The organism is Paenibacillus sp. EB106-04-04-XG159 (genome assembly GCF_058791835.1).
Window position 1 is genome coordinate 22,176 of the sequence record NZ_JBYTDY010000009.1, and the last position, 25,421, is coordinate 47,596.

General features: G+C 47.8%; 28 protein-coding genes and 2 riboswitches. Of the genes, 22 read left to right on the forward strand and 6 right to left on the reverse strand.

All coding sequences use genetic code 11. From position 1 onward, the window contains the following. Positions 1 to 34: 34 nt before the first annotated feature. The 3 genes from gcvPB to gcvT are packed head-to-tail and all read right to left on the reverse strand — an operon-like array spanning position 35 to position 4,011. The gene (gene gcvPB / locus AC3WTP_RS12520) at positions 35 to 1,510 is read right to left on the reverse strand and encodes an aminomethyl-transferring glycine dehydrogenase subunit GcvPB (RefSeq protein WP_492394951.1); all 1,476 of its coding nucleotides are present in this window, start codon (positions 1,508 to 1,510) and stop codon (positions 35 to 37) included. Further along, positions 1,507 to 2,871, reverse strand: a complete 1,365-nt coding sequence (gene gcvPA / locus AC3WTP_RS12525) for an aminomethyl-transferring glycine dehydrogenase subunit GcvPA (RefSeq protein WP_492394952.1) — start codon at positions 2,869 to 2,871, stop codon at positions 1,507 to 1,509. Before gcvPA ends, gcvPB begins: the two co-directional genes overlap by 4 nt. Positions 2,872 to 2,907: 36 nt before the next feature. Further along, positions 2,908 to 4,011, reverse strand: coding sequence for a glycine cleavage system aminomethyltransferase GcvT (gcvT, locus tag AC3WTP_RS12530; protein WP_492394953.1), 1,104 nt, complete (start codon positions 4,009 to 4,011; stop codon positions 2,908 to 2,910). A 117-nt stretch (positions 4,012 to 4,128) separates the two neighbouring features. After that, positions 4,129 to 4,255: riboswitch (glycine riboswitch) on the reverse strand. Between the two features lie 3 nt (positions 4,256 to 4,258). Then, positions 4,259 to 4,364: riboswitch (glycine riboswitch) on the reverse strand. 250 nt (positions 4,365 to 4,614) lie between these two features. Here gcvT and gcvH point away from each other — a divergent pair. From gcvH to AC3WTP_RS12550, 4 genes are all read left to right on the forward strand, one after another. Next, a complete protein-coding gene (gcvH, locus tag AC3WTP_RS12535) occupies positions 4,615 to 5,004 on the forward strand; it encodes a glycine cleavage system protein GcvH (protein ID WP_492394954.1) in 390 nt (129 codons plus the stop codon). A 257-nt stretch (positions 5,005 to 5,261) separates the two neighbouring features. Further along, positions 5,262 to 5,939, forward strand: a complete 678-nt coding sequence (locus AC3WTP_RS12540; RefSeq protein ID WP_492394955.1) for a DsbA family protein — start codon at positions 5,262 to 5,264, stop codon at positions 5,937 to 5,939. A gap of 105 nt (positions 5,940 to 6,044) precedes the next feature. After that, positions 6,045 to 6,302, forward strand: a complete 258-nt coding sequence (locus AC3WTP_RS12545; protein ID WP_492394956.1) for an FAD/FMN-containing dehydrogenase — start codon at positions 6,045 to 6,047, stop codon at positions 6,300 to 6,302. Between the two features lie 235 nt (positions 6,303 to 6,537). Further along, positions 6,538 to 7,080, forward strand: a complete 543-nt coding sequence (locus AC3WTP_RS12550) for a hypothetical protein (protein ID WP_492394957.1) — start codon at positions 6,538 to 6,540, stop codon at positions 7,078 to 7,080. 79 nt (positions 7,081 to 7,159) lie between these two features. Here AC3WTP_RS12550 and AC3WTP_RS12555 read toward each other — a convergent pair whose 3' ends face one another. From AC3WTP_RS12555 to AC3WTP_RS12565, 3 genes are all read right to left on the reverse strand, one after another. Beyond that, on the reverse strand, positions 7,160 to 7,393 hold the full coding sequence (locus AC3WTP_RS12555) for a DUF3951 domain-containing protein (RefSeq protein ID WP_492394958.1): 234 nt from the start codon (positions 7,391 to 7,393) through the stop codon (positions 7,160 to 7,162). Positions 7,394 to 7,574: 181 nt separating this feature from the next. Further along, complete coding sequence (locus AC3WTP_RS12560) at positions 7,575 to 8,402, reverse strand: undecaprenyl-diphosphate phosphatase (RefSeq protein WP_492394959.1); 828 nt, start codon at positions 8,400 to 8,402, stop codon at positions 7,575 to 7,577. Positions 8,403 to 8,546: 144 nt separating this feature from the next. Beyond that, positions 8,547 to 9,425 (reverse strand): AraC family transcriptional regulator, encoded by an 879-nt coding sequence (locus AC3WTP_RS12565; protein ID WP_492394960.1) that lies wholly within the window; start codon positions 9,423 to 9,425, stop codon positions 8,547 to 8,549. Positions 9,426 to 9,588: 163 nt separating this feature from the next. On the opposite strand from AC3WTP_RS12565, the gene AC3WTP_RS12570 reads away from it, so the two are divergent. The 18 genes from AC3WTP_RS12570 (at position 9,589) to AC3WTP_RS12655 (ending at position 25,327) form a co-directional block, all read left to right on the forward strand. Next, positions 9,589 to 10,989 carry an MATE family efflux transporter gene (locus AC3WTP_RS12570; RefSeq protein ID WP_492394961.1) on the forward strand — a complete coding sequence of 467 codons (1,401 nt, stop codon included), beginning with the start codon at positions 9,589 to 9,591 and terminating at the stop codon, positions 10,987 to 10,989. 46 nt (positions 10,990 to 11,035) lie between these two features. Further along, the gene (locus AC3WTP_RS12575) at positions 11,036 to 11,230 is read left to right on the forward strand and encodes a hypothetical protein (protein ID WP_492394962.1); all 195 of its coding nucleotides are present in this window, start codon (positions 11,036 to 11,038) and stop codon (positions 11,228 to 11,230) included. Between the two features lie 525 nt (positions 11,231 to 11,755). Continuing rightward, positions 11,756 to 12,556, forward strand: a complete 801-nt coding sequence (locus tag AC3WTP_RS12580; protein ID WP_492394963.1) for an inositol monophosphatase family protein — start codon at positions 11,756 to 11,758, stop codon at positions 12,554 to 12,556. A 6-nt stretch (positions 12,557 to 12,562) separates the two neighbouring features. Beyond that, complete coding sequence (locus AC3WTP_RS12585) at positions 12,563 to 13,507, forward strand: P-loop NTPase family protein (RefSeq protein WP_492394964.1); 945 nt, start codon at positions 12,563 to 12,565, stop codon at positions 13,505 to 13,507. Positions 13,508 to 13,561: 54 nt separating this feature from the next. Further along, positions 13,562 to 15,166 carry an NAD(P)H-hydrate dehydratase gene (locus AC3WTP_RS12590; RefSeq protein WP_492394965.1) on the forward strand — a complete coding sequence of 535 codons (1,605 nt, stop codon included), beginning with the start codon at positions 13,562 to 13,564 and terminating at the stop codon, positions 15,164 to 15,166. Positions 15,167 to 15,247: 81 nt separating this feature from the next. Continuing rightward, positions 15,248 to 15,838 carry a CDP-diacylglycerol--glycerol-3-phosphate 3-phosphatidyltransferase gene (pgsA, locus tag AC3WTP_RS12595; RefSeq protein ID WP_492394966.1) on the forward strand — a complete coding sequence of 197 codons (591 nt, stop codon included), beginning with the start codon at positions 15,248 to 15,250 and terminating at the stop codon, positions 15,836 to 15,838. A 49-nt stretch (positions 15,839 to 15,887) separates the two neighbouring features. Then, complete coding sequence (locus tag AC3WTP_RS12600; protein ID WP_492394967.1) at positions 15,888 to 16,322, forward strand: nucleoside/nucleotide kinase family protein; 435 nt, start codon at positions 15,888 to 15,890, stop codon at positions 16,320 to 16,322. Between the two features lie 7 nt (positions 16,323 to 16,329). After that, the gene (locus tag AC3WTP_RS12605; RefSeq protein ID WP_492394968.1) at positions 16,330 to 16,503 is read left to right on the forward strand and encodes a hypothetical protein; all 174 of its coding nucleotides are present in this window, start codon (positions 16,330 to 16,332) and stop codon (positions 16,501 to 16,503) included. Between the two features lie 27 nt (positions 16,504 to 16,530). Further along, a complete protein-coding gene (locus AC3WTP_RS12610) occupies positions 16,531 to 17,172 on the forward strand; it encodes an HD domain-containing protein (RefSeq protein WP_492394969.1) in 642 nt (213 codons plus the stop codon). Between the two features lie 87 nt (positions 17,173 to 17,259). Then, positions 17,260 to 18,147, forward strand: a complete 888-nt coding sequence (locus AC3WTP_RS12615) for a PhzF family phenazine biosynthesis isomerase (protein ID WP_492394970.1) — start codon at positions 17,260 to 17,262, stop codon at positions 18,145 to 18,147. A gap of 116 nt (positions 18,148 to 18,263) precedes the next feature. Further along, complete coding sequence (locus tag AC3WTP_RS12620) at positions 18,264 to 18,731, forward strand: hypothetical protein (RefSeq protein ID WP_492394971.1); 468 nt, start codon at positions 18,264 to 18,266, stop codon at positions 18,729 to 18,731. A gap of 48 nt (positions 18,732 to 18,779) precedes the next feature. Further along, positions 18,780 to 19,673, forward strand: coding sequence for a phosphotransferase family protein (locus AC3WTP_RS12625; protein WP_492394972.1), 894 nt, complete (start codon positions 18,780 to 18,782; stop codon positions 19,671 to 19,673). Positions 19,674 to 19,711: 38 nt separating this feature from the next. Then, the gene (locus tag AC3WTP_RS12630) at positions 19,712 to 20,224 is read left to right on the forward strand and encodes a GNAT family N-acetyltransferase (protein ID WP_492394973.1); all 513 of its coding nucleotides are present in this window, start codon (positions 19,712 to 19,714) and stop codon (positions 20,222 to 20,224) included. Further along, positions 20,221 to 20,769 carry an NUDIX hydrolase gene (locus tag AC3WTP_RS12635; protein ID WP_492394974.1) on the forward strand — a complete coding sequence of 183 codons (549 nt, stop codon included), beginning with the start codon at positions 20,221 to 20,223 and terminating at the stop codon, positions 20,767 to 20,769. The genes AC3WTP_RS12630 and AC3WTP_RS12635 overlap by 4 nt, the downstream gene beginning before the upstream one ends. 231 nt (positions 20,770 to 21,000) lie before the next feature. Further along, on the forward strand, positions 21,001 to 21,546 hold the full coding sequence (locus tag AC3WTP_RS12640) for a GNAT family N-acetyltransferase (RefSeq protein WP_492394975.1): 546 nt from the start codon (positions 21,001 to 21,003) through the stop codon (positions 21,544 to 21,546). A 150-nt stretch (positions 21,547 to 21,696) separates the two neighbouring features. Next, on the forward strand, positions 21,697 to 22,443 hold the full coding sequence (locus AC3WTP_RS12645; protein ID WP_492395131.1) for a GNAT family N-acetyltransferase: 747 nt from the start codon (positions 21,697 to 21,699) through the stop codon (positions 22,441 to 22,443). A 197-nt stretch (positions 22,444 to 22,640) separates the two neighbouring features. After that, on the forward strand, positions 22,641 to 24,830 hold the full coding sequence (locus AC3WTP_RS12650; protein ID WP_492394976.1) for an ABC transporter ATP-binding protein: 2,190 nt from the start codon (positions 22,641 to 22,643) through the stop codon (positions 24,828 to 24,830). Then, a complete protein-coding gene (locus AC3WTP_RS12655; protein ID WP_492394977.1) occupies positions 24,830 to 25,327 on the forward strand; it encodes a DUF1854 domain-containing protein in 498 nt (165 codons plus the stop codon). The genes AC3WTP_RS12650 and AC3WTP_RS12655 overlap by 1 nt, the downstream gene beginning before the upstream one ends. Positions 25,328 to 25,421: the final 94 nt, after the last annotated feature.

Below are 25,421 nucleotides of genomic sequence, written 5' to 3' on the forward strand. Positions count from 1 at the left end.
AAAGGGAACAGCGCTTTATCGTGTTCATCTTCAGTTATGAGCCGCAGGCACAGTTCAGTACCGGCTTGCGGGCTGCTTGTGTCTCATCAAGGCGGCGTACATGTGTATGGTATGGAGCGTTCAGCAGCAATTCAGGATTCTCTTCTGCCTCCTTGGCAATGTGGATCATCGTGTCGATGAAGGAATCAAGCGTCTCCTTGCTCTCGGTCTCCGTCGGCTCGATCATCATGCATTCTTCCACGTTAAGCGGGAAGTAGATGGTCGGCGGATGGAAGCCGAAGTCGAGCAATCGCTTCGCTACATCCAGCGTGCGCACGCCATATTCTTTTAGCCCTCTGCCTGACATAACGAATTCGTGCTTGCATACGCGCTCGTATGGGACTTCATAGTAAGGCGCCAATCGGTGCATCATGTAATTGGCATTCAGCACGGCGCATTCGGATACGGTTCGGAGTCCCTCCGGACCGTATGTGCGCATATAGGTGTATGCGCGAACGAGTATGCCGAAGTTGCCGTAGTAAGCTTTGACGCGTCCGATTGATTGTGGAATATCCATGTCCAGATAGAAGGAGCCGTCCTCGCGTTTAGCCACAATCGGTTTCGGCAGGAACGGAGTGAGCAGGCTCTTCACACCGACTGGACCAGAACCTGGCCCGCCGCCGCCATGCGGCGTACTCATCGTCTTGTGCAAGTTGAGATGCACAACGTCGAAGCCCATGTCGCCTGGCCGGGTAATCCCCATGATCGCATTGGAGTTGGCGCCGTCGTAGTATAACAGACCGCCAGCTTCATGAATAATCCGGGCGATCTCCACGATCTGCTCTTCGAACAAGCCGAGCGTACTCGGGTTTGTGAGCATAAGTGCAGCCGTATCCGGCCCGACAGCCGCCCGAAGCGCATCCAGATCAACGTTGCCATCCGCGTTTGATTGAATAGTGATCGTCTCGAGGCCAGCTACAGTAGCGCTGGCAGGGTTGGTACCGTGCGAAGTATCCGGCACGATAACCTTTGTGCGCGTTTCGCCGCGGCTCTCATGGTATGCGCGAATCATCATCAAGCCAGTCCATTCCCCATGTGCGCCCGCTGCAGGCTGCAAGGTGACTTGATCCATGCCTGTCAGCACGGCCAAGTCCTGCTGCAGTGTGTACATCATCTCGAGCGCACCTTGGATCGTGGACTCGGGCTGATACGGATGAATCTTGGCAAAGCCCGTGAAGCGGGCGGTATCTTCATTGATTTTAGGGTTATATTTCATCGTACAGGAACCGAGTGGGTAGAAGCCGTTGTCGATACCGAAGTTGCGGCGCGACAGCTCGGTGTAATGACGGATTACATCTACTTCATAGAGTTCTGGCAGTTCTGCAGGCTCGCTGCGCAATAAAGCAGCAGGGATAAGTTCACTTAGATCCTGTTCAGGCACATCGCAGGCGGGAAGCGAGTATGCAACTCGTCCTGGACGGCTCATTTCGAAGACAAGCTTCTTGTCTTGATGCGGTACATGATCGCTCATGATGCGAGCACCTCCTTCAGCTGTGCTGCGAAGCGTTCGATATCTTCTCGAGAGCGACGCTCCGTAACGGCGATTAGCATATGTCCAGCAAGCTCTTCATAATCGCGTCCAAGATCGTAGCCTCCGATGAAGCCGGCTGCGAGCAGCTTCTCGTTCAAGTCTGCGATCGAGGTGCCGCTCGGAAGCTTCACCACGAATTCATTGAAGAACGGAGCCTGAAACGGCAGTTCGAAGCCCGCTTGCTCCTGCAGGCGGCGCGATGCGTAGTGCGCCTTCTGAATATTCAGATGCGCGACATCGCGGATGCCTTGTTTACCCATAACTGAGAGGTAAACAGATGCGCACAACGCGAGCAGCGCTTGGTTGGAGCAGATGTTCGACGTGGCTTTCTCACGGCGAATATGCTGCTCGCGGGCTTGCAGCGTGAGCACGAAGCCGCGCTTGCCGTCGCGATCGACGGTCTGACCGACGATGCGGCCCGGCATGCGGCGCATGAGCGGCTCAGAAACGGCGAAGAATCCGCAAGTCGGCCCGCCGAAGGAAGCGGGGATGCCGAATGGCTGCGCGTCGCCGACACAAACATCAGCGCCAAGCTTGCTTGGCGTTTCCAAGAGGCCAAGAGACAGCGGATTCGTGCTCATTACAAGCAGACCCTTCTGTCCATGCACGATATCTGCTGCTGCGCGCACATCTTCGATACAGCCGAAGAAGTTAGGCGACTGCACGATTACGGCAGCTGTGTCGCCGTCAACAGCGGCTTGCAGCTTCTCCATATCGGTGATGCCGTTCGCATAATCGACCTCGACGATATCGAGCCCGAGGCCGTGCGCCGATGTGTGCAGAATCTGGCGAGCTTCCGGATGCACAGCGCGCGACACAACGATCCGCTTGCGCTTCGTATGCGCGCTTGCAAGCCCGGCCGCTTCGCCAAGTGCGGTTGCGCCGTCATACATGCTGGCATTAGCGACTTTCATTCCCGTCAGTTCGCATATATACGACTGGAATTCGAAGATAGCTTGGAGCTCGCCTTGGCTGATTTCAGGCTGATAAGGCGTGTAAGCGGTATAGAATTCAGAACGCGAGATGACATGATTAATAACAACTGGAACCTGATGATCGTATAGACCTGCGCCAAGGAAGCTACTGTACTTGTCAAAGTCAGCATTGCGATCAGACAATTCTCGCATATGCTTGAGCAGCGCGGCTTCATCAAGCGCCGGGGACATCGGCATTGTACTGGAATAGCGGACTTCCGCAGGTATGTCCTGAAACAGCTCTTCCACAGAAGAAATGCCGATAACCTGCATCATTTCCGCTTGGTCCTGTTCCGTCATCGGAATGTAGCGGTGTTTCTGCTTCATGTTGAACTCTCTCCTTTATTGATAACAGTTGCGAGCTTATCGCTTATAGAACGGTGTCTTGATTACTTCAGCCTTAAGCCTCTTGCCGCGAACATCAACAATCACTTCGGTGCCTAGCGCGGTATAAGCCGCGTCCAGCAGGGCTAGACCGAGATTCCGCTTCAGAGTAGGTGATTGTGTGCCCGTTGTGACTTCGCCAATCTGTACGCCTTCAGCATTATATACAGCGTAATGCGCGCGTGGAATCCCTTTGTCGATCATCTCGATACCGACAGACTTCCGCGGAGCACCATGAAGCTTCTGTTCCTTCAGCGCGTCTTGACCGATGAACGGAGTGCTCTTATCGAGCTTCACGAACCAACCAAGGCCAGCTTCGAGCGGGCTTATTGACTCGGACAATTCTTGTCCGTACAGCGGCAGACGCGCTTCGAAACGCAGCGTGTCGCGAGCGCCGAGCCCGGCAGGCTGCAGCCCGTGCGCCTGTCCTGACTCCATCAGCTTGCGCCACAAGAGAGAGGCGTCAGAGCTCTTCACATACAGCTCGAAGCCGTCTTCACCCGTGTAGCCCGTACGTGACAGCAGCAGGGGGATACCAGCCACCATTGCACCGTCTATGAAATGAAACGGTTTCAGTTCATCCAGTTGAACTTCTGTCAGCTCAGACAAAATAGCCGACGAATTCGGACCTTGCAGCGCAATCAGCGCAGTTTCTTCGGATTGATCCGTCAATTGGACTCCTTGCTCAGGCAGGTGTTGATTGAGCCATGCATAATCTTTGTCAATGTTCGAAGCATTGACTACGAGCATATAACGATCTGCCGCGATGCGATAAACGAGCAGATCATCTACAATTCCGCCATGCGGATAGCAGAGGAGGGTGTATTGAGCCTGTCCGTCTGCTAGGCGGCTGACATCATTGGTCGTCAGCTGCTGCAAGAAAGCCTCCGCACGCTCGCCTTCTACTAGGAATTCGCCCATGTGCGATACGTCAAACAGGCCGGCTTGTGTGCGAACGGCTTCATGCTCTTTCTGAATGCCCGTGAATTGTACGGGCAGCTCCCAACCGCCGAAGTCGATGCATCTAACTCCGGGAATAGCAGCATATTCATCGTACAATGGAGTGCGTTTTAAAGTTGTCATTCTATCACCTCATCATAGTAATATGAATTGCGGAGCGGGTCTTCATTCCTGTCATACACAAAAAAGGACAGTGCACAGCAGCACCAGCGGTTCCGTAGTTCCGCTTGTGTCGCTTTGCTCTGTCCTTGGTACCTGAGAGTGTCCTTAACCGATAACCGTACATGGCGAGCAGTAACATGCCGCATCAACGTTCATCGAGAAGTTTCCCCGTGGGTGACCCTATCGTGCAGGGTGCTCTCCAGAGTGGCGTCCGGTAAAAGTCCTTTTGCCTGAGAGATTCACCTGTATGGCTTACTCCTTCGGCGTTACCGCGCAATTGCAAGTCTAGGGGTAATCTCTCCCTTTACCATCATTCGCCTATTCCGTTATGTAATCCTATTGAACCTTGAATTGGTTGTTATTGTCAATACATAAATTATAAGCAGGGATACTCTTCCAAAAACGTATTGACATCAAAATGAAACGTGTTTACCCTATAGGTACAATGAACAAGCATCCTGCAACACAATCGTAAGCGGTTTCAACAAGTGTTGCAAGTCATCCCATTAAAGTGTTTAATATGGACAAACTGCATGTATACTGTGAAGAAGAGAGGGTTATGTCATGAGCGAAGTAAGAGATCAATTGGTGTACAGCGAAGAGCATGAATGGGCTTTGGTTGTAGATGAGCGCACGGTACGAATCGGTATTACAGATCATGCACAAAGTCAGTTGGGGGATATTGTATTCATCGAATTTCCAGCGATCGGCACTGAATTGAGCGCTGGTGACAGCATGGGCTCGATCGAATCGGTTAAGACCGTTTCCGAATTGTACACACCGGTATCCGGGAAGATCGTTCGTGTAAATACGGAGCTTGAAGATGCGCCGGAGCGAGTGAATGAAGCGCCGTACGAAGGCGGATGGATCGCTGAAATCGAAGTGGAAGGCAGTGTGGAAGAAGCTTTCAAGAAGCTGCTTACTGCTGAGCAATACCGTCAACTAACAGAATAATGTCCTATTGAGAACAAGCCCTTTTAGTGATTGTATGTACAATCTCTAGGAGGGCTATTTGCCGTTTAATGGTGAGTGTGTATTAGATAATCATATACGCGTATGCGGCGAGTATTCGAAATGAATAGTTTGTTGGTTTTAAGTTATGTTATACATAGGAAGGTGATTTATATCACGAGATAGGGATAGCAATTTCGATATAATGAATTATTCTGAACTTCCAATATGGAGTAAAGCTCTAAAGGAGTAGAACAAATATGCAAAAAAAGTACATATTTGGCATTGGTGTTGCTGTTGCACTCATTTTAATCGTTGCGGTCGTATATGGGGCAATGAGTTCAGGACAAGACGAGGCTGATCAAGAAGCCATATCTGACCGATATTCCATGGAACAATTTCGACTAGACGAACAGCCTGTTAAGGGTGAACGTTCGGCTCCGATCCAAATCGTTGAGGTAGGCGATTACAAATGTCCTTCCTGCAAGAGCTGGACTGAAACGGTATACCCGTTGATTGATGAAGATTATGTGAAGACGGGGAAAGCTGCTTTTTACTATGTCGGCGATGCGTTTCTTGGACCGGACTCAGCTGTAGCTGCGATGGCGGCTGAGTACATGTATGATCAGGCGGGCGAAGATGCGTTTTGGCGTTTTCACGATCTACTGCTGCAAAAGCAAGGCTCGAAGGAATCGGAATGGGCTAATATTAACTTCTTATCTCAGTTAGTGGTCGATCATTTTCCAGAGGTAGATGTAAAGGACTTTACTTCAGCATTGGAAGAGCGCAGATATGAGCAGCATGTTCTGAAAGATATTGAAAGTATTGAACATTATGACATTAAAGTCGTGCCAACTGTTTTCATTAATGGACGAAAGGTAGAAGGCGCGCGTTATGAAGACGTTCAAGTAGTTATTGAAGAGGAATTGCAGCGCTAAGAAGGTACACAGCAGCCGTAAGTAAATCATGGTAAAAATTATAAAAATATAATACTATGTTTCTCTTTATTGATGCATTAAGCTTGTATATAGGAGGTGATTGCAATGAAGAAACAATGGGCGATCTCAGCAGCAGTTGTACTTACCTTTGCTTTCGGAACCGGTGCTTATGCAGCGGCGAATTGGGGAGGACAATCGTTCGAAGACATGAAGCCTCACATGCAGCAGATGCATCCGACTGCCACGAACCAGCAGCTTGAGGAAATGTATAACGATTGCCACTCTAATCTAGAGCAAAGCCCTGCGATGATGGATCGCGGACATATGAATCGAATGAATCACATGATGTCTAATACGTATTAATGAGCAGAACCCAACGAATATTAACGTCAAGCAGAGTGAATTCTGCTTGGCGTTTTTTCAATTAGCCTCATGTTTATCCTTAACCTAAGAAAATAGATTTAACTGCAAACTAATTGGCGACTTTTGCGTATATGCTATTAGAAATAATCGTGGAAGAAACAGGTAATCATGTAGTATGTTAATCATTAGGGTTCGAATGGTACTTCTGAGATTCATTCTATAGAGGGGGGATATCATGAGGTTTATGATCGTATTTTGGGGTCTATTGTTCGTCTTGATTGATTTTAAGGTGCAGGGCTTTGATATTTTGCCTGATATTATTGGACTGATATTGCTCATCATCGGGTTTAGTCAGTTGAGCAGTGAGAATGAACATTTCAAACGCGCTCGCAATATTAGCATTGTGAATGTGGCAATCATCATCATTATCTGGCTTCTGACAAGCATCTTTGGTTCCTCGTTGTCAATGTCAGCTATGACCGGTATCGCGATCTTGTTATCGATTTTATTTGTAGCTATGGACTTAATATTAATCTATTCGCACTGTTCAGGCATTGCAGAATTCGCGCGCAGATTAGGAAATTATGAACTCGGAGAGCGGGCGATGAGCAGGTGGAAGTATTATTGGATGGCCGCTGTTTCTGCGCTGGTTGTTATTATGTTCAGTCTTCTTTCGGCTTGGTTAGGAATCATATTGATCATTGTGGCAGGCATCGCCATAATTGTAGTAAGTGTGCTGCTGTTAAAGCTGACATACGATGCGGGAAAACTGGTGTAGAGCTGAAGAGGATGTTGTCATACTAATGTGAAGAGCCGAATCAAACACGTACGTGTCGGGACTCGGCTCTTAGTCTTTGTTAGCGCAGCGGGTATCGCTTGTTCTTATGTTTATCATCGCCTTGGTCGTCTTCTTCTTCCTGATCCTGTTTCTGATCTTGGAACTCAACAGACGTATGACCTGTGATGTAATCGAATGGCGTATAATCTGAGCTTGGCAGCGGATTACCTCGAATAATCTTCAAGCCGATAATAGCAAGCAGAACGATGATGGGTACGATAAGCGCTAGTATAATGATAGGCGTGATATCCATTGGGTCAACCCCTTTGATAAGAATGAAGCACATTTTAACATAGGGTACGTTATCGAGATGAAAAGGTTGCATGAATGAATAGAACGCAGCTTACACGGAAAGAAAATAGCCCCTGATTCCATCTTATGTGGTGGGTAGGGGCTATTTCTGATATTACTTATGATCGAGTATCGATTAACGATTACATCATTAAGAAAAAGATTACTGCTGCGAGAACGATACGATAAATGGCGAACGGAACGAGCTTAATTCGGTTAATCAGCTTCAGGAAGAAGCGAAGGGAGATCAACGCAAACACGAAAGCGCTAAAGAAGCCGACGATGAAAAATGGAATAACATCCATCGTGATATATTCCCAGTGCTTCAAAAGTGATAAGAAGCTTGCACCGGCCATAATCGGAACCGCCATAATGAACGTAAAGTCCGCTGCTGCACGATGGCTCATCCCCATCAAGACACCGCCTGAAATCGTGGATCCGGAGCGGGAGAAGCCTGGCCACAGGGATAAGCACTGTACCAAGCCAACCGTTATAGCCTGCTTATAAGTAATCTGGTCGACAGTCTCAGTCTTAGGATGTTTCGGACCAAACTTATCGGCGATAATCATAAGAATTGCCCCAATAACGAGTCCGATGATGACCGTTTCGGTTGAGAATAAGTACTCATCGATATAATCGTCAAACATCAATCCAAGCACACCGGCTGGGATAAGCGCGACAATGACTTGCATCAGATTCAAGCGCGGACCGTCAGGGGTTTGTCCATTCAACTTCTTCAAGCCTAACAGATTCATAAAACGATCCCACATCAAGACTACTACTGCCAGGATCGACCCCAGCTGAATGACAATCTTGAACGTATTCGCAACTTCTGGTGTAAACATCTCTTTCGTCTGGAACAAGAAATCATCAACGATAATCATGTGACCGGTGGAAGATACCGGCGCGAATTCCGTGAGACCCTCAACCATTCCCAGGATAAGGGCTACAAATGCTTCCCATAAACTCAAATTATCCACACTCCTACAATTCCATACCGAATATTTATTCTGGCACAAGTATAAAGTCCATCTCGTATTATATCGGTTTTTGCCTCGAGATGGTAGTACATGTGATAAATAGCTTTTTATATAAGTTGTAAATCATCATATCGTTTAGCGGAATCTCTCTCTGTAATGCCGCGGTGATATGCCCTCATATTTTGAAAATGAAGCTGTGAAATAGGCTGCAGATTGAAAACCAACCTCCTCCGCAATTTGAAGAATGGCTGAATCACTCTGAATAAGCAGCAGCTTGGCGCGTTCAAGCCGATAGTTAAGCAGATATTGCATGGGTGAGCATCCGAATAGCTGCTTCATACAGCGAGCGATATACACAGGGTGAAAATTTACAGCTTCACCTAGATCTTGAGCTGTTATTTCTTCCTTATAGTGCTGGCGCATGTAAGCAGCCGCAAGCTCCGCACATTGGGAGGCGAGCGGCTTGGTCTGGCTATGGTCGGAAGAGGCTAATTGCATTAATACGTCCTGGAACAGCGCCTGCTGCTTCCAGAGAATGAGTTTGTTTTGCTCAAGGTGCTGGTATTCGATAAGCTGCTGGAGCATCTCAGTCATGAGCGAAGGCTGATCAACCTTCGAGAAAGCAGGCACTTCAACTGTAAAGTACCGTGTCTTGATGTTAGAGAAGGTGCTGTCACGCTTATCCAAGGGTACAATGTTAGCTTCTGCTTGTTTAGTCGGAACGATATTCCATGTACCTGTTGATAGAAAATGAAGCCATATATAATTCGTATCTTCCGTGCATGGCTTGCTGCCATAGTGATAGGCATCTGGACGTAAAATTAGAGCATGACCTTCCCGCACCTCGAATTCGCAATCTTCTTCACCCATGTATAGGCAGCCGCTAATAACGTATAGCAAGTCAAAGCAGCTTAATCCGCGTCTAGCGAAATGTTTATCTCCTACACTCATCGTACTCTGACCGCTGACGATAAAATTAGGCATCGGCGGGAGAGTGAAACGAATAGCTGTCATGAACTGGTACCTCCTGTATGATAGGTTGGAATATCTAAAGTATTCGTTTCCTTAATGATATAACTTCATAGGCTTATTCTCTATAATGTATTCGTTACATCAAGGCTTTGCAACATTTTCATGGATTACATGCAAATGTTCGGACAGATTAGTGGGGGTTGAAATGCTTAAAAATAAGGAAAGTAATATGTCATTATGGGTGCTGGTTTGGCCGATCTTTATTGAATTGTTCCTGCAGTTTCTGTTGGGAACGGTTGATACCTTGATGGTCAGTCGAATCTCAGATGACGCTGTAGCGGTTGTCGGATTCTCCAACCAACTTTTTAATGCGTTGACGACACTGTTCGCGACGATATCGGCCGGTGCGGGTATTTTGGTTGCACAGAAGCTTGGAGCAAGACGACAAGAGGATGCTCGGACTATCGGTATTATGGCATTTACCGTTACAGGTGCTATCGGACTGTTCATCAGTCTCACGCTCATCGCAATACCAGAGACGATCGCGGGCTGGCTGCAGATGCCGAAGAATCTGATGCCTATGGCGGTAGTGTATATCCAAACCGTTGGCGGCAGTATGATTCTGACCGCTATGATGAGCGCACTAAGTACCGTTATTCGCAATACTGGCAATACGAAGGGACCGATGTTAACGGCGATCGGGATGAACGTTATTCACGTGATCTTGAACTATGGATTTATATTCGGTGAGTTCGGTTTGCCGCAGCTAGGGCTTAATGGGGTAGCGTATTCCACGGTAACCAGCCGTCTGTTGGCAGTCATGATGCTGTTGTTTATGTTCATCCATACGTTTGAACGCAGAATTCAATTTAAAGAGCTGTTAACCTTTGAGATGCCGCTGTTCAAAGAAATATTGCGGATCGGCTGGCCGCTAGGGGTAAGCAATGGGAACTGGGTGTTCTCGCAGCTCATTATCTTTACCTTCATTGCGATGCTCGGACCGAAGGAGCTTGCAGCTCGAACCTATATGAGTACGCTCGAATCCTTTTGTGCGCTGCTCGGAATGTCTGTAGCGATGGGCTCGCAGATCAAGATCGCGTATTTATTCGGCGCCAAAAAGTATAAGGAAGCGTATCGCTCAGCTTATCGAGGGTTGTATATAGGCCTTGGAGTCGTTTTCGTAAATGCCCTGATCATATATGTACTGGGTGACAAGATGCTGGGATTGTTCACAGCAGATACCGAGATCATCGCGATCGGTGTGTCGCTGCTAGCGCTTAACGTTCTGCTTCAGCCAGGCAAGATGCTGAATATGGGGCTCAACAGCGGGTTGAATGCCGTTGGTGATACGAAGTTCGTCATGATCATCTCACTCGTATCGATGTGGGGAATTGCAACGGGGATGTCCTACATGCTAAGTATAGAATGGGGCTTAGGCTTGATCGGCATCTATATCTGTATGATATCCGATGAATATTTGCGCGGCTTGCTATGCCTCTGGCGTTGGCGCGGTCAGAAGTACCTGCGCATAGCGCAGGGGTTGCCGGCCAGAGAACCGCGCCGGGGAAGCAAGGGTTCCGCTACATTAGACAGCCCGAGTGCGTAGCATTTAGGGTGCTGATAAGAAGGCCAATTCGCTTGGAATAAGCGGGTTGGCCTTTTTGGGTACGCGCAGCATGTCTGCTGGCATGCATGCATGGCTGCCTGGATGCAGGCAGGTTGCTGGCATGCGTGCTGCTGGCAGTAGGCTGTGTACCGCGCACACTCCCTCGACGCTGCACCCTCGCGGCACATGCGCTGGTGTACGCGAGTGGCTGCGCTTTCTGAGCGTGCACCGTCTTGCATGACCGCTGCTCCGCGCGGGAGATAAGCGGTTTTTATCCCGTTACAGCGAATGGATGAGCTCACCGAAGCGAGATAACGGGTTAAAACCGTCTTAGGAGAGCGCCTGAGAAGGCGAGCGGTGTTCGGCGCGGGAGATAAGCGGGTTTTAACCTGTTACAGCGAGTGGATGAGCTCATCGAACCGAGATAACGGGTTAAAACCGTCTTAGGTGAGCGTCTGAGAAGGCGAACGGTGCTCCGCGCGGGAGATAAGCGGGTTTTAACCCGTTACAGCGAGTGGATGTGTTCATCGAGATGAGATAACGGGTTAAAACCGTCTAAGGCAGATCGTGACCACCGCCATAGTCGTGTAGGAGCATATTTCAATGAACGTGTTCAAAATAGAGGGGTTTAGATAACAAGCCGAGAATGTGTTAGTGTAAAAATATTCTATTTAACTGAGGCATTCTATTGTTGCAATTGAGGCTTAGGAGTGTTCGCAGCATTGGGTCTTTACTATGCAATTCATTTTCCTAATAGAGGTGTAATATGGACTATAGTGTTCTCCAACAGGCAAGAGTGTTATCGGAAAGAGCTATACGCCAAGCAGGGCGAATCGTAAGAGATAGATTCGATAATTTCAGTGAGCTCACGGTAAAGGATCGTTATGGCGATGTCGTGACGGAAGCGGACCATATGGCGGAAGCATGGATCGTTAATCAGATTCAGCAGGCATTCCCTACACACCAGATCCATAGTGAAGAAATAGGCAATATCGGGTCTGAAAGCGACTGGCTGTGGATGATTGATCCTTTAGATGGCACAAACAACTTTGCGATTGGCTTACCTGTGTTTACAATTTCGATTACATTGATGTATAGAAAAGAACCGGTCATGGGGATGGTATACGAGCCGCTGACGGACAGGCTGTTTGCCTCTGTCTATGGTGAAGGCGCCACCTGTAATGAACAACCTATGAAGGTAAAGAGAAGCGTTGATCTGTTTCGAGGAAATGTTGGCTGGATTCAAGGTCATCAAGTCCAGAATGACGCGAAGGCTGTTCAATTAAGACAGCATATTGATGTGAGCTTTAAGCGGATGCTTAGGCTGTGGGCACCCACGTTGCAATGGTGCATGCTGGCGAAGGGAGACATTGACGGAATTATCCTCTATAACTCGGAAGGGGACGATTTGTATTCTGGCATTTTAATGGTGAAGGAAGCGGGTGGAATTGTCGTAGACTTTGATGGTAATCCATTTACAGGGATGGAAGCTGAGCCTTATATCATTGCATGTCATCCGGATCATAAGCAAGAGTTCATTCAAGTCGTTAGAGAGGGGCTCATTTAAGAGAATATGAAGAAGAAGCTAATCCTTATCGAGGGCATTCCCGGGTCGGGCAAATCTACAAGCGCACGATTTATGTACGAACAGTTAAGAAGAAATGGACATAAGGCAAGACTGTACCTAGAGTCAACGGCAGATCATCCATTATTCAGGAAATCGTCAGAAGATAACATGGATGAATGGATGCGATCGTATCTGCTGAACTGGCAACAATTTCTCGCTGAAGACTCCGATTCTTCCGAAGTAATAGTTATGGAATCTGCACTATTTCAAGTGCCAATCTTAAGTCTATTATGCAAAGACATGAATAGAAGCAGCATAATTGCATTTGTCGAGGAACAGGTTGAGATCTTAAGGCAGCATGATGCAAGCCTTCTGTATTTGTACCAGGAAGATAGCTGGGCGGCTATTGATAACATGATCGAATGCAGGGGCGGAGCGCAGCTCATCCTTCGAAAGGATGATGAGTACGGCAGTACCGAATATTATCAGAACCGAGCTCAGCATGAAGGGAGCCTGCATGTTGCTTTTTTGAGAGATTATGCAGATATCGCCGAAAGGTTGATCCAGCAGGTTAAGCTGCCAGTAGTCTCGATCGACAACACCAATAAGGACTGGCGACGTTATGAACAGCAAATGCTTGAACGATACAATCTTGTTCATTTCCCGGATTACGTTTGTTCTGAAGAGGAAATGCAGCGGTATGTCGGAACTTATCGTAACCAAGAGATGGGTATAAACGTTCATATCGAGAGAAGAGATGGCGCGCTATTTATATTTGGCGATCGAAGGTTAAAAGGGCGTGAGGATCACTGCTTCTATGTTGATGATCTGAGCGTGGTGGTTGTATTCGTTGAGCATAAAGGGAAGGTAGATCAGTTGATCGTCGGAGAAAAGGACATCTATGCGAATCGACATGATCAGGGTACGCGGTTCGAGCGGATAGAGGAGTGAAGATGTAAAATAGCGGTTGATCAGCTGGAACATTCACATCTTGGGGAGGTACATATGCATATTGTTACGAATCTAGAGATGCGAAAGATCGAGCAGCATGTCATTGAGGAGATTGGAATTCCTGCATTAGTGTTGATGGAAACAGCGGGGCGCGCCATTGCGGAAGAGGCGGTACGATTCTCAAGAGAACTAGTCGCAAAGAATGGTAAGACGGAGTGTGTACAAGGCTTCCGGTGGCTGGTCATCGTTGGAAAAGGAAACAATGGCGGCGACGGGCTAGTTTGTGCAAGACATTTAGTTGCGATGGGATATGAAGCCGATGTGCTATATGCAGTCCCACCAGAGCAATTGACAGGCGACGCAGCGGTTCAGCGTGATATTATTCGGAAAATGGGTGTACCGCATTCATGTTTTCATCAAGATGCAACGGAAGGCGAGGCTGTTCAATGGAGCAAATGGAACGGCATAATTGACTGCCTGCTCGGAACTGGGACGAAGGGTGAGCCGCGTGAACCGTTTGCGGCCCTTATCCATGAGATGAACAGCAGCGGACTGCCGATCATATCAGCCGATATCCCGAGCGGGCTCAATGCTGATACGGGTGAGATGCCAGGAGCGTGCGTTCGCGCATCTCTGACCGTGGCGCTGTCACAGTATAAGCGCGGGCTGCTGCTGTATCCCGGTGCTGAAGCGGCGGGAGAGGTGGTCGTTCGATCCATCGGCATCCCCGACCACATCATTAGCAGCGCAGGAGTGAATACATTCCTGCTCGATGCCAAGACGCTGAAGCAGCGCTTCGGGCTTGCGCTGCCGCCGCAACGACATGCCGATACGCACAAGGGGACGTATGGGCATGTGCTCGTCGCTGCGGGCTCCGCGGCTATGAGCGGCGCGGGGCTGCTATGCGCGAGAGCCGCGCTCCGGGCCGGCAGCGGGCTCGTGAGCTGGGCGGTGCCGGACCAGTTGTCCGGCAAGCTGATCGGCTTGCTGCCGGAAGCGATGCTGCGCGGCTTGGCGGATGGCGGCAGCGGCGAGTGGAGCCGCACCTCCGCGCAGGAGCTCGCGCTTGCTGCCGCGGGCAAGCAAGCCGTTGTTATCGGCCCCGGCTTAGGCCGATGGCCCGGCGACGCAGCCTGGCTGCGCGAGCTGTGGCAGCGCATCGATGCGCCGCTCGTGCTGGACGCTGATGCGCTGAATATGCTCGCTGACGACACGTGTCGTCAGGTTGCAGACGCGCCCGCCGCGCAGCAGTCGCCATGGCCGCCGCGCACCGCGCCTGCCGTCATCACGCCACATCCCGGCGAGATGGCGCGGCTCTGCGGCCTGCCTACATCTGAGGTGCAGCGCGAACGCATCGGGATCGCCAGCAGCTATGCGCAGGCGCACAACGTTATCGTTGTGCTGAAAGGCGCCCGGACTATCATTGCTGCGCCGAATGGCGAAACATACGTCAATACAACAGGCAACCCAGGCATGGCTACTGGCGGATCAGGCGACGTGCTAGCGGGCATTATCGGCAGCCTGTTGGGTCAAGGACTGAACGCCTTGCTAGCGGCAGCCTTAGGGGTGTACTGGCATGGACTCGCGGGGGACCGAGCAGCAGCCTCCAGATATTCGGAGTCATCACTGCTTGCGGGAGATATCATTGAGGCTCTATGAGGTATGAGCGTCCAAGCATTCAAGAACTTGATGAGGACGCAAGTCACGATTCCGATCATATTCGTTAGGGAGTGAAGCGCGTTGAATCTCGCTAATAAGATCACAATCGCAAGAATCGGATTGATTCCGTTATTTATGTTGTGTTATCAGAGTTATCCGGCATGGATGGTTAATAGCTTCACTGTTGTTGAGTTCTTAGATATATATGGGGTGTACTTTGCAGTAGCCTTATTTGCTATTGCTTCTGTCACGGATAAGCTGGATGGATATGTCGCTCGGAAATACAATCAGATTACGAATCTAGGCAAGCTTCTGGATCCACTGGCGGATAAGCTGCTGATCTCAGCAGCCTTCATCCTGCTGGTGCAGCATCAATATATTCATTCGTGGATAGCATTTGTCATCATTGGAAGGGAAGTTGTCGTTACTGCGCTTCGAACCGTTGCATCTGCTAGAGGGGTCGCACTTGCTGCCGACAGGTACGGAAAATGGAAGCTTGTCATTCAAGTTGTTGCAGTATTAGCGGTCATGCTGAACGAGTCGATGATGCTGCCTAAGCTCGTTGTGCCGATTGACTATTATCTGATGCTGGCGGCAGTAGCAATCACGGTGTTTTTAGGTGTTAATTTCATCAAGAACAACTACAAACGGCTTGAGATCAATCATATGTAACGGACATATAAGTAAATAAAAAATCAGATTCCGTAAGGGGTTGTTCGTGATGAAAAGCGTAGTTATCGCAGTATGCGGCTCATCCGCTGGCGTAGGCAAAAGTACGCTTGTTAATCGGCTCTCGGAAGTTATTCCCGATTCCTCTACGCTGTACTTTGATACCTATCATGAGACGAAGGAGTATCCTCCCGATATTTTCGAGATGATAGCTGCTGGTCAGGAAGTGAATCCAAGGGATATGAAGTCCCCGCTGTTTGATCGAGACTTGCAGGAATTGATAGCAGGCCATGAAATCATCGATCCCGCGAATCGGAAAATAAAGAAGGCGAAAACGATTATTATCGAAGAGCCATTCGGTCGATCTAGAGAGGGAATGCGAGAGATCGTTGATATACTGGTGTGTATACATTTACCGCTAGATATTGCGTTAGCTAGAAGAATTCTGCGCAATATGAGAACGGACTTTCCTCATTGTAAGTGCTGAGGAGAGGATGGAGTTCGTTGATGGCTCATTGGTACAGTATTTGAATGGCGGCAGAATCGCTTATCAGAAAATATTCGATGCGGTAAAGCAAGATTGTGACGTGCTGCTAGACGGGCAATTGCCGCTTGAAGTCATGGTGAGTGAAGTGATGAACAAATTAGATAAGTTGCATTTCCGATAAAAATGATTCCTAAAGAGGTACTTATAGATGAACACAGAAGCAGATATCATACGTCTTGCAGAGCAATATGTAATGAGAGAACTAGAGAGTGACTCGAGCGGTCATGATTGGTGGCATATCGATCGAGTTCGTAAACTGGCCGTAGAAATTGCCAAACGTGAAGGGGCGAACATCTACATATGTGAGCTTGCCGCCTTATTGCATGATGTGGCAGATGAGAAGCTGAATGAAAGCAAAGAAGCGGGTTTGCATAAGGTTGAGAAATGGCTGCTGAATCATATTGAGGATCGTCAGTTGATCGACCATATCATGTTAATCATCTCGACCATGTCCTATCGCGGGGGCACTAATCCGCCGATGACGACATTGGAAGGGCAGATTGTTCAAGATGCCGATCGATTGGATGCGATTGGTGCTATCGGTATAGCTAGAACCTTTCAATATTCGGGCTGGAAAGGGAGAAGCATGCATAATCCAGGGTTGTACGACAAAGCCAATGATACATTAAGTAAGGAGCGGGATACAACCATTCAACATTTCTATGATAAGCTCTTGAAGCTTAAGGAACTGATGAATACCTCATACGCCAAGCAGTTAGCGCAATCGCGTCATCAGTTTATGGAGCAGTACTTGCAGCAATTCTATGACGAATGGAACGCGGTCAAGTAGATGGACACACGTCCAGTACCGAACTGTGAGCGAATGTCATCTTTAAGAAAGAACAACCTAATTTTACAATGGAAGTGAGAATTCTTTATGCCTTCTATTCAAGTCTATCATTATGATGCGTTTGCATCTGAACCTAATAAGGGTAATCCAGCTGGCGTTGTGCTGAATGCGGATCATCTATCAGCTGAAGATATGCAGAAGATTGCATTCAAGGTGGGCTTCAATGAGACTGTATTCGTCCTGAAGTCCGAACAAAGCGATCTGCGACTGAGATACTTCACGCCTGGCCATGAGATGAATCTGTGCGGTCACGCGACGGTTGGAGCACTATATGCTTTATCGACTCGAGGTCTGCTTGAGGCAGAAGATATTGAGATCGAAACGAAAGCAGGTAACCTGCCCATCAAGCTCGAGCGCTCGAACGATCAGTTGACAATTAAAATGAAGCAGAATGCGCCGCAGTTTCTTCCTTTTCAAGGAGATGTGAATGAGTTGGCAGCGTCTATCGGACTTCGAGCAGAGGACATCGATCAGACCAAGCCGATTGTGTATGGGAGCACAGGAATCTGGACGTTAATCGTACCGATTAGAACTTTAAGCGCTTTCGGTGACATGAAGCCTAACAATCACGTATTTCCTGAGCTATGCAGTGAAGTCCCGAAGGCCTCGATCCATCCTATTACGTTCGAAACTAACGATCCTAATTCGTTGATGCACGCTAGGCACTTCTCGTCTCCATATTCGGGTACTGTTGAGGATCCAGTAACCGGAACGGCTTCAGGCGTGATGGGGGCTTATGTTCTGACATACTTAGATCATGAGTCAGCATCGTTAGACTGCGTAGTCGAGCAGGGGATAGAGATCGGAAGGGACGGTAAAGTGATCGTACAGGTTGTGCGTCATGAAGGCAGTATGGATGTATTTATCGCAGGAACTGCGGTATATGTTCAGGAAATGCAGGTCGAGTACGAATAAACAGGTTGAAGCGGGAATGTAAGACTATTTAGCGAATGAAATGAGGCGACAGTAACTTGTTTCTAAGTCCAGTCATACTGTAGAGGTAGAGACCACTGCTGAAGAAGGTGAAGCGGATGTTGGAATCACGAAGCGCTTATCTCATATCCTCGGATTTGATTGGATGCTGGTCAACTTCATTTTTCTCGAAAGCCGCTGATAAGGATACAGAGCTTATCTTTAAGCCTAACGGTGAGGGGCTGTGGAAGTACTCACGACCAGGCAAACATCGAATTACGCTGTTCAAATGGTCGATAAAAAAGGATCGCATCCTATTCCGAGACTTCATCAAATATGTAATTGAAGGCGACGAAGATACCGAGGTCCATTCCATTACAACATCCCCCGTTTCCCGGAAGTATGAAGAAAGATTGATTAAAGGCACAGGGTTAAATTTCGCAGATGCTGAAGTTCAAGTTATCAACTTCTATAATCCTCTCTTGAAAGGGATCAATTCGCAGATGTTTGGACTCATTACGCGCGATCTCCAGAAGAGCAGGGTTATCAAGCTTCTAGAGGATTTCGATACGAATATGCAGGTTTAGTTTACGAATGAAACCATTAATATAAGTACCCATGGAGCAACCGATGATATGGACAAACACTTTTTTGAAGTCTTGCTGGAAGACCATATTGAAGAAGTTCGTACTCTTGATCCCGGATATTCAGGTCATGCAAGCGACGTGTGGTATATAAAGACGGCTTCCGATGAGGTTGTCGTGCGTTCATCTAGACTGCAGACCGAGCCGGATAATAATTTTTGGTGGGGATGCAAGTATTTATTCGGAATTGATCCGAGACATGTTCAATATATGGAGGCGGCGAATACGTTGCTTCAACCGATATCGTCTGTTCCTGTTCCTAAGATTATGAAGAAGGTATACGAGTCTGGACGCGAATATATCGTTGTCGAGCATATGAGGGGACAGACGTTAGAGTCGTTTATCGGTCAACCAGCTTCGATGCTTTATCAGCTTGGAGTATGGTTGGCTGAAGTCCATCGCCATCGGTTCAATACGTTTGGCAACTTGGTTGATCGAAAGATTGGAACGACGAGCAGCTTTCACAAGCATATGGCTGACGCCATGAGTAGAATTGTGGAACGCTACTTTGCAGATCGTGCAGAGATCCGAGAGGAATTAGTTCGTGTGCTGAAGGGAATGGAGACTTTAAGGGACCCTGAAGCATTCTCACCCGTGTTGGTAGATATGGACCCTTCTCAGTTCTTATCTGATGGAGATCGTATAACGGCAATCGTAGATACTGAAGCTTATGTATTAGGGCCGGCAGAGCTTGATTTTATCGCACTCGAATATGTTCTGGATCATGAAGCATCGCTGCCTTTTATGGAAGGATATCAAAGTGTTAGAGAAGCACCTAGTATCTCAGAGGTACGAAGAACGTATCGCTATCTATACCGCATTATGGGCGTGCAAGGTTCTGTTGATCTGCGTTCATGGTATGCACAGCCCTCGTTGTTCTCATAATTTCTCACTAACATACGTTGAAAGGAAATGAATGAATAATGTTCTCCTATACTTATCATGCAATGACACCACAGATTGCTGCAGAGATCTCGAACTGGACTTATGAAGCTCCCTATTCCATGTACAGCATGGATGGAGATCAGGAAAGTATAGATGAATTCCTGAACGGTGACTATTTCTATGTGTTAAATGAAAAAGAGGAATTAATCGGATTTGTATGTGCGGGGGAATCGGCAAGAGCGCCGGGCGGGTATGCACAAGGCGTCTATGAAGACGATCGCTATTTGGATCTCGGATTAGGGATGAAGCCGGAGCTAACAGGCGGCGGCCAAGGCTATGACTTCATGATGAACGGTATATCATTTATGCAGCAGCATTTTAACATTTACAACCTTCGACTTGTTGTCGCTACGTTTAATGAACGAGCCATAAAGGTTTATGAACGGGCGGGATTTGTGAGAGGGACAAGATTCTTCAGTCTTGTTGGCGGGCAGCCGATCGAATTCATCGAGATGAAGCGTTTTGATGTTGGGACTGGGGGAATGGCATGAGTATAGCGAAATTGGATGGATATCGAACGTTATCAAGCATTATTGAGTGGGGAGTTATTCAAGCGCGATTCACTTTCACGGATACAATTGATGAAAGCAAAGTCAGCAACGTGACGATCATCCCGTTCAGTGGAAGCAAGTGCGTTATCTTTCAAGTGGATAATGGACAGTGGGAACTCCCAGGTGGAACGTTGGAGCCAGGTGAGTTCTACCTAGATGGATTAAAGCGCGAGGTGATGGAAGAGCTTGGTGCTGAACTGATCAGCTATAGCGTATTTGGTCAATTCAATTGTATTTCCACTGCTGCAGCACCCTATAAGCCTCACATTCCTCATCCCGAGTTTGTCCGATTAGTGGGCTATGGGGATGTGCAAATCGTAGGTAAACCGTTGAATCCTCCTGATGGTGAACAGGTGATCGCGGTCGAATTAGTCGATATCGATGAAGCAGTACGAAGATTGGAGACCATAGGCAGATACGATATCGCTGACCTGTATAGATTAGCGCACACAATAAGATCAAGTACTTTAGCAGAATCGAACTAGAATCATAAAATTGATAGAATGGAGGTTAGGATATGGCAGCCAGTAACCCAGACTCTTTTTACTATTCTATTATCTCGTTCATTCCAATATTGATGTTTGTCCTGAAAGTCGCTTTTATTGTATTAGGAATAGTCGCATTGTTTTATCTTATTAAGTTATTCAAGGTAGCTATTCATGCGTTACAAGTCTATGTGGCAAACCAGAAGTCGGACCTATCTAGGAGTCGAAATTATGAATAATGGTATGAAAATGATTGACCTAGCTCCTCACGATCATGACTACATTCAACAAACCGCAGCTATCCTTCAAGCTAGCTTTGAATCATGGCCGACATTAGAGATGGCTAAAGATGAAGTTCTAGAATCACTGGACTCAGAGCGTATTAGTCGAATTATGGTTAATGCTGAAGGGAAAGTAGTTGGCTGGATCGGAGGCATCAGTCAATATAGCGGAAACGTCTGGGAGCTGCATCCGTTGGTCGTCCATCAAGAGTACCGCAATCAGGGAATCGGTAAGGCGCTAGTTCAGGACTTGGAGCAGCAGGTTAAGAATCGCGGTGGGATAACGATATACCTTGGTACTGATGATGAATATGATCAGACAAGCTTATCTGGGCAGGATGTATATGGAGATATACCCGGCTTCATAAAGAACTTTGCAAGCAGCGATCATCCCGCGATCTTCTATCAGAAACAGGGCTATGCTATCGTAGGGATGCTTCCGGATGCTAACGGTATCGGGAAACCAGACATTTGGATGGCTAAGCGTGTGAAGTAATAAATGCAATGGATAAATGATCCAGAATATGCTATGGTAGAATTTGTTTATCGCAGCACAGAGAGAATCGTTATCTAGGTAACGATTCTTTTTTAGGTTGATATTGTATTCACTTCATCATTTCAGGAGGGGGGCTGGACATTGCTGGATGTGAACAGAAAGATCGAAGAATACGCATTAAACGCATGGCCGGCGCTGAAAACATTCGTTCACGATGGATGGCTGCTGCGATTCTCAGAGGGCTATACCAAGCGTTCGAATTCTGTAAGCGCTATATTCAACAGCAGCAATGAGGGAGTGAACAGGAACATCGCACACTGTGAGGACATGTACGTTGGCGCAGGATTAAATGTGGTGTTTAAGATTACCCCATTTGTACCAGATACGCTGGACCAGGCGCTCGAAGAGCGAAACTATGAGATCGTCGATCACACCAGTGTAAGATTACTGGATACTTTAGACCATATCCAAGCTCACTCCACTCAGGATGTAGAGTTCTTTGACTGTATGAATGAGAAATGGTTATCTGTACAAACGGAACTAAGCGGCTTATCTGCGAACAATCAGGATATTACGAGGAGATTACTGTCTGGATCACCTTACAGAAGCGCTTATGTGATCTTATATGAAGGAAGCGAGCCTGTGGCGTGCGGGTTGGGAGTAATCGAGGACGAGTATGTTGGACTGTTTGATATCGTAACAGCGGAAGGTTTCCGCAATCGGGGTTATGGAGAGCAGCTTCTGCTGCATATCTTGAGTTGGGCGAGGTCTGCAGGAGCGATGAAAAGCTATTTGATGGTCGTGAAGAATAACCGAGCTGCCATTCGATTATACTCCAAATTCAATTACCAAGAGATCTACTCGTACTGGTATCGCGTTAAAATACGGAATGTTTGAAAAGCGTATTATTAGCGACAGTCTGTAAATACATATGATTCATGTACTAAACGATTATATATATTTTATCCCATAACTTGTATTAGAGGGGGAGGTATAATAGTTGTGGCAAGAAAAGATTGGTAGATTGACATTGTATTGCGAATGTACGGATTAAAAAAATGATGAAGACAGTAAAGGAGTAATGGAGGAGAACCATGTCGATTCTCGAACAACTGCCAGACCAGTTAAGAGCTCATTTGACTGAAGCACCGATCTTCAGCGCGAAGACCGACTTACGGAATGATGGCAATTTCGGCGAGGAATGGATTGCATTTACTGAGCATGAAATCATGGTATGGAACAGCGAAGGCGTGAACAGCTTGAAGCTTGCTGTTAGCGATATAACGGAAGCGCGAGCTGTCAACGGCATCGGAGGCGGTACACTGCTTGCCGATACCAAGCAGGGGCCTATCGTCATCTTGCGTTATACAGCGGCTTTATCAGCAGCATTCAGCTTTGCCGCTAAGCTGCTAAGCGCGATGGCTAAGCAGGAAGAGCTTCCTGCCGCCTCGCAGAAGGAATTCCCGCGATATTGTCCGAATTGCCACAATCCGCTGGCTGAGGGCTCGCAAACTTGCGCGGTATGTAAGAATAACGGCAAAATACTTGGTCGAATGCTGCGTTACGCCAAGCCATATAAGGTACAAATGGTGATCGCGGCCATCTTGCTGGTCATTTCAACCGTTATCGAGCTTATACCGCCATATCTAACCAAAGTGATGATTGACGATGTATTGAAGCCGGACAGCTTGACCTCAACCCTATTGCTAGTAGTGCTAGGCTTAGGCTTAACGATGCTGACGATGTCAATCATGCAGACCGTCAGAGGTCTGCTCGGTGTATGGGTTGGCTCCAAGCTAATGGGAGATCTGCGGAAGGATGTATACAGTTCTCTGATGCGCTTATCTCTCGCTTTCTTTGACAGACGCCAAACCTCGCAATTTATCGGGCGGGTGAACAGCGATTCAGAATCAATGCGGCAATTCATGACCGATGGCGTCATCTGGGTTACAGGTGAAACGCTGCGCCTGTTCGCCATCTTCATCATCATGTTCGGACTTGATTGGAGACTGACCTTGTTTGCTTTGATCCCGATGCCGATCATGATCATCGTGTCGATGACGATCTGGCCGAAGATCGGTCGGCGCTGGTATCAGCAGTGGAGATCGATCTTTCGCTTGAATGTGATCGTCGGCGACTCCCTGCAAGGAATTCGTGTCGTTAAGGCGTTTGGTCAAGAAAAATCGGAAATGTCACGCTACACAGAAGTAAACGAATCTCTCGTTCGTAACAATATTCGAATTGAGGGGTTGTGGCAGGGGGTATTTCCGTTATTTTCATTGATAGCGGGTGTTGGAACATTAATGATCTGGTTCTACGGCGGTTCAGCTGTTATTCAGCAGGAGCTGCAGCTCGGGGTACTGATGGCGTTAATCTCTTACCTGGGCATGCTGTTCGGACCGCTGCAATGGCTGAGTCAGATGATTAACTGGGCAAGCAGCGCTCTTGCTGCAGCAGACCGCATCTTCGAAATTATGGATACGCCATCCGAAGTGCCAGATGCTCGCAACCCTGTGCAATTAAAGGAGATTAAGGGCGAGGTATCATTTGAAGATATAACCTATGGCTATGAGAAGCATCATCCTGTTCTGAAAAAGGTTGATTTGCAGGTGAAGGCAGGTGAAATGATCGGACTTGTTGGACATTCCGGCGCAGGGAAATCGACGTTTATCAACTTGCTATGCCGCTTCTATGATCCAGACGAAGGAAAGATCTGCATCGACGGCATAGATCTGCGTGATATCGGACAGTCCGATCTTCGCAATCAGATCGGGGTTGTTCTTCAGGAGACTTTTCTGTTCGACGGGACGATCGCGGAGAATATCGCCTATTCCAAGCCTGACGCAACACCTGAAGAGATCATGAGAGCAGCCAAAATCGCGAATGCGCATGATTATATTGTCCGACTGCCGGACGGCTACGATACCCGAGTAGGTGAGCGTGGACATCGGTTGTCGGGCGGTGAAAAGCAGCGTGTTTCTATCGCTCGCGCCATCATTCACAATCCTCGCATTCTAATACTGGATGAAGCGACAGCTTCTGTAGATACGGAGACCGAGCGACAGATTCAAGAAGCAATCTCGCGCTTGATTCATGGCCGCACGACATTTGCGATTGCTCACCGCTTATCTACGCTGCGAAATGCGGATCGACTAGTCGTGCTGGATCGAGGCAAGATCGTTGAGGTAGGTACGCATGAGGAGCTGCTTGAGCAGGAAGGTACTTACTTTAAGCTTGTAGAGGCACAGAAGGAGCTGTCCAAGATTAAGGGGGTTGAAGGCTGATGACAGATACTTACGATATTCATTTCTTGGACTCTACCAACGTATTCTTCAGCCGCGGGCAAGGCGGAGTCTTTCAAGGAGTGATCGACGGCAAGCCGTATGATGAGCTGATCGTTTATCGGGCATTCCCTTTCTTGTATATGACGCAGCACATTTCCATTCGCAACGCCAAGGATGAAGAGCTGGGCATCATTCGAGATATGGAAGAATTGGATGAGGAGAGCTATAAGGAGCTGGAGAAGGAATTGCAGTTCCGCTACTTCCTCCCGCGCGTGCAGCGCGTAGACAGCGTGAAGCAGAAGGCGGATCTATGGATATGGGAGCTGCAGACGAATCTGGGCTCTACACGCATGGTGATGCGCAATTTGCACGATCATATGCAATTTGCTGGCGGTAATCGAATCATCATCACCGATATCAACGGTAAACGATGTGAAATTCTCGACTGGACGGCGTTGGATAGCCACAGCCGCAAGCAGTTGACAGATGTCGTATAGAATATTTATGAAGACACGATCATAAAGGTCGTGTCTTTTGTATTGTTACTAAATTGTTCCTTTAATTATATGATGATATTATGTTAAAATGTGG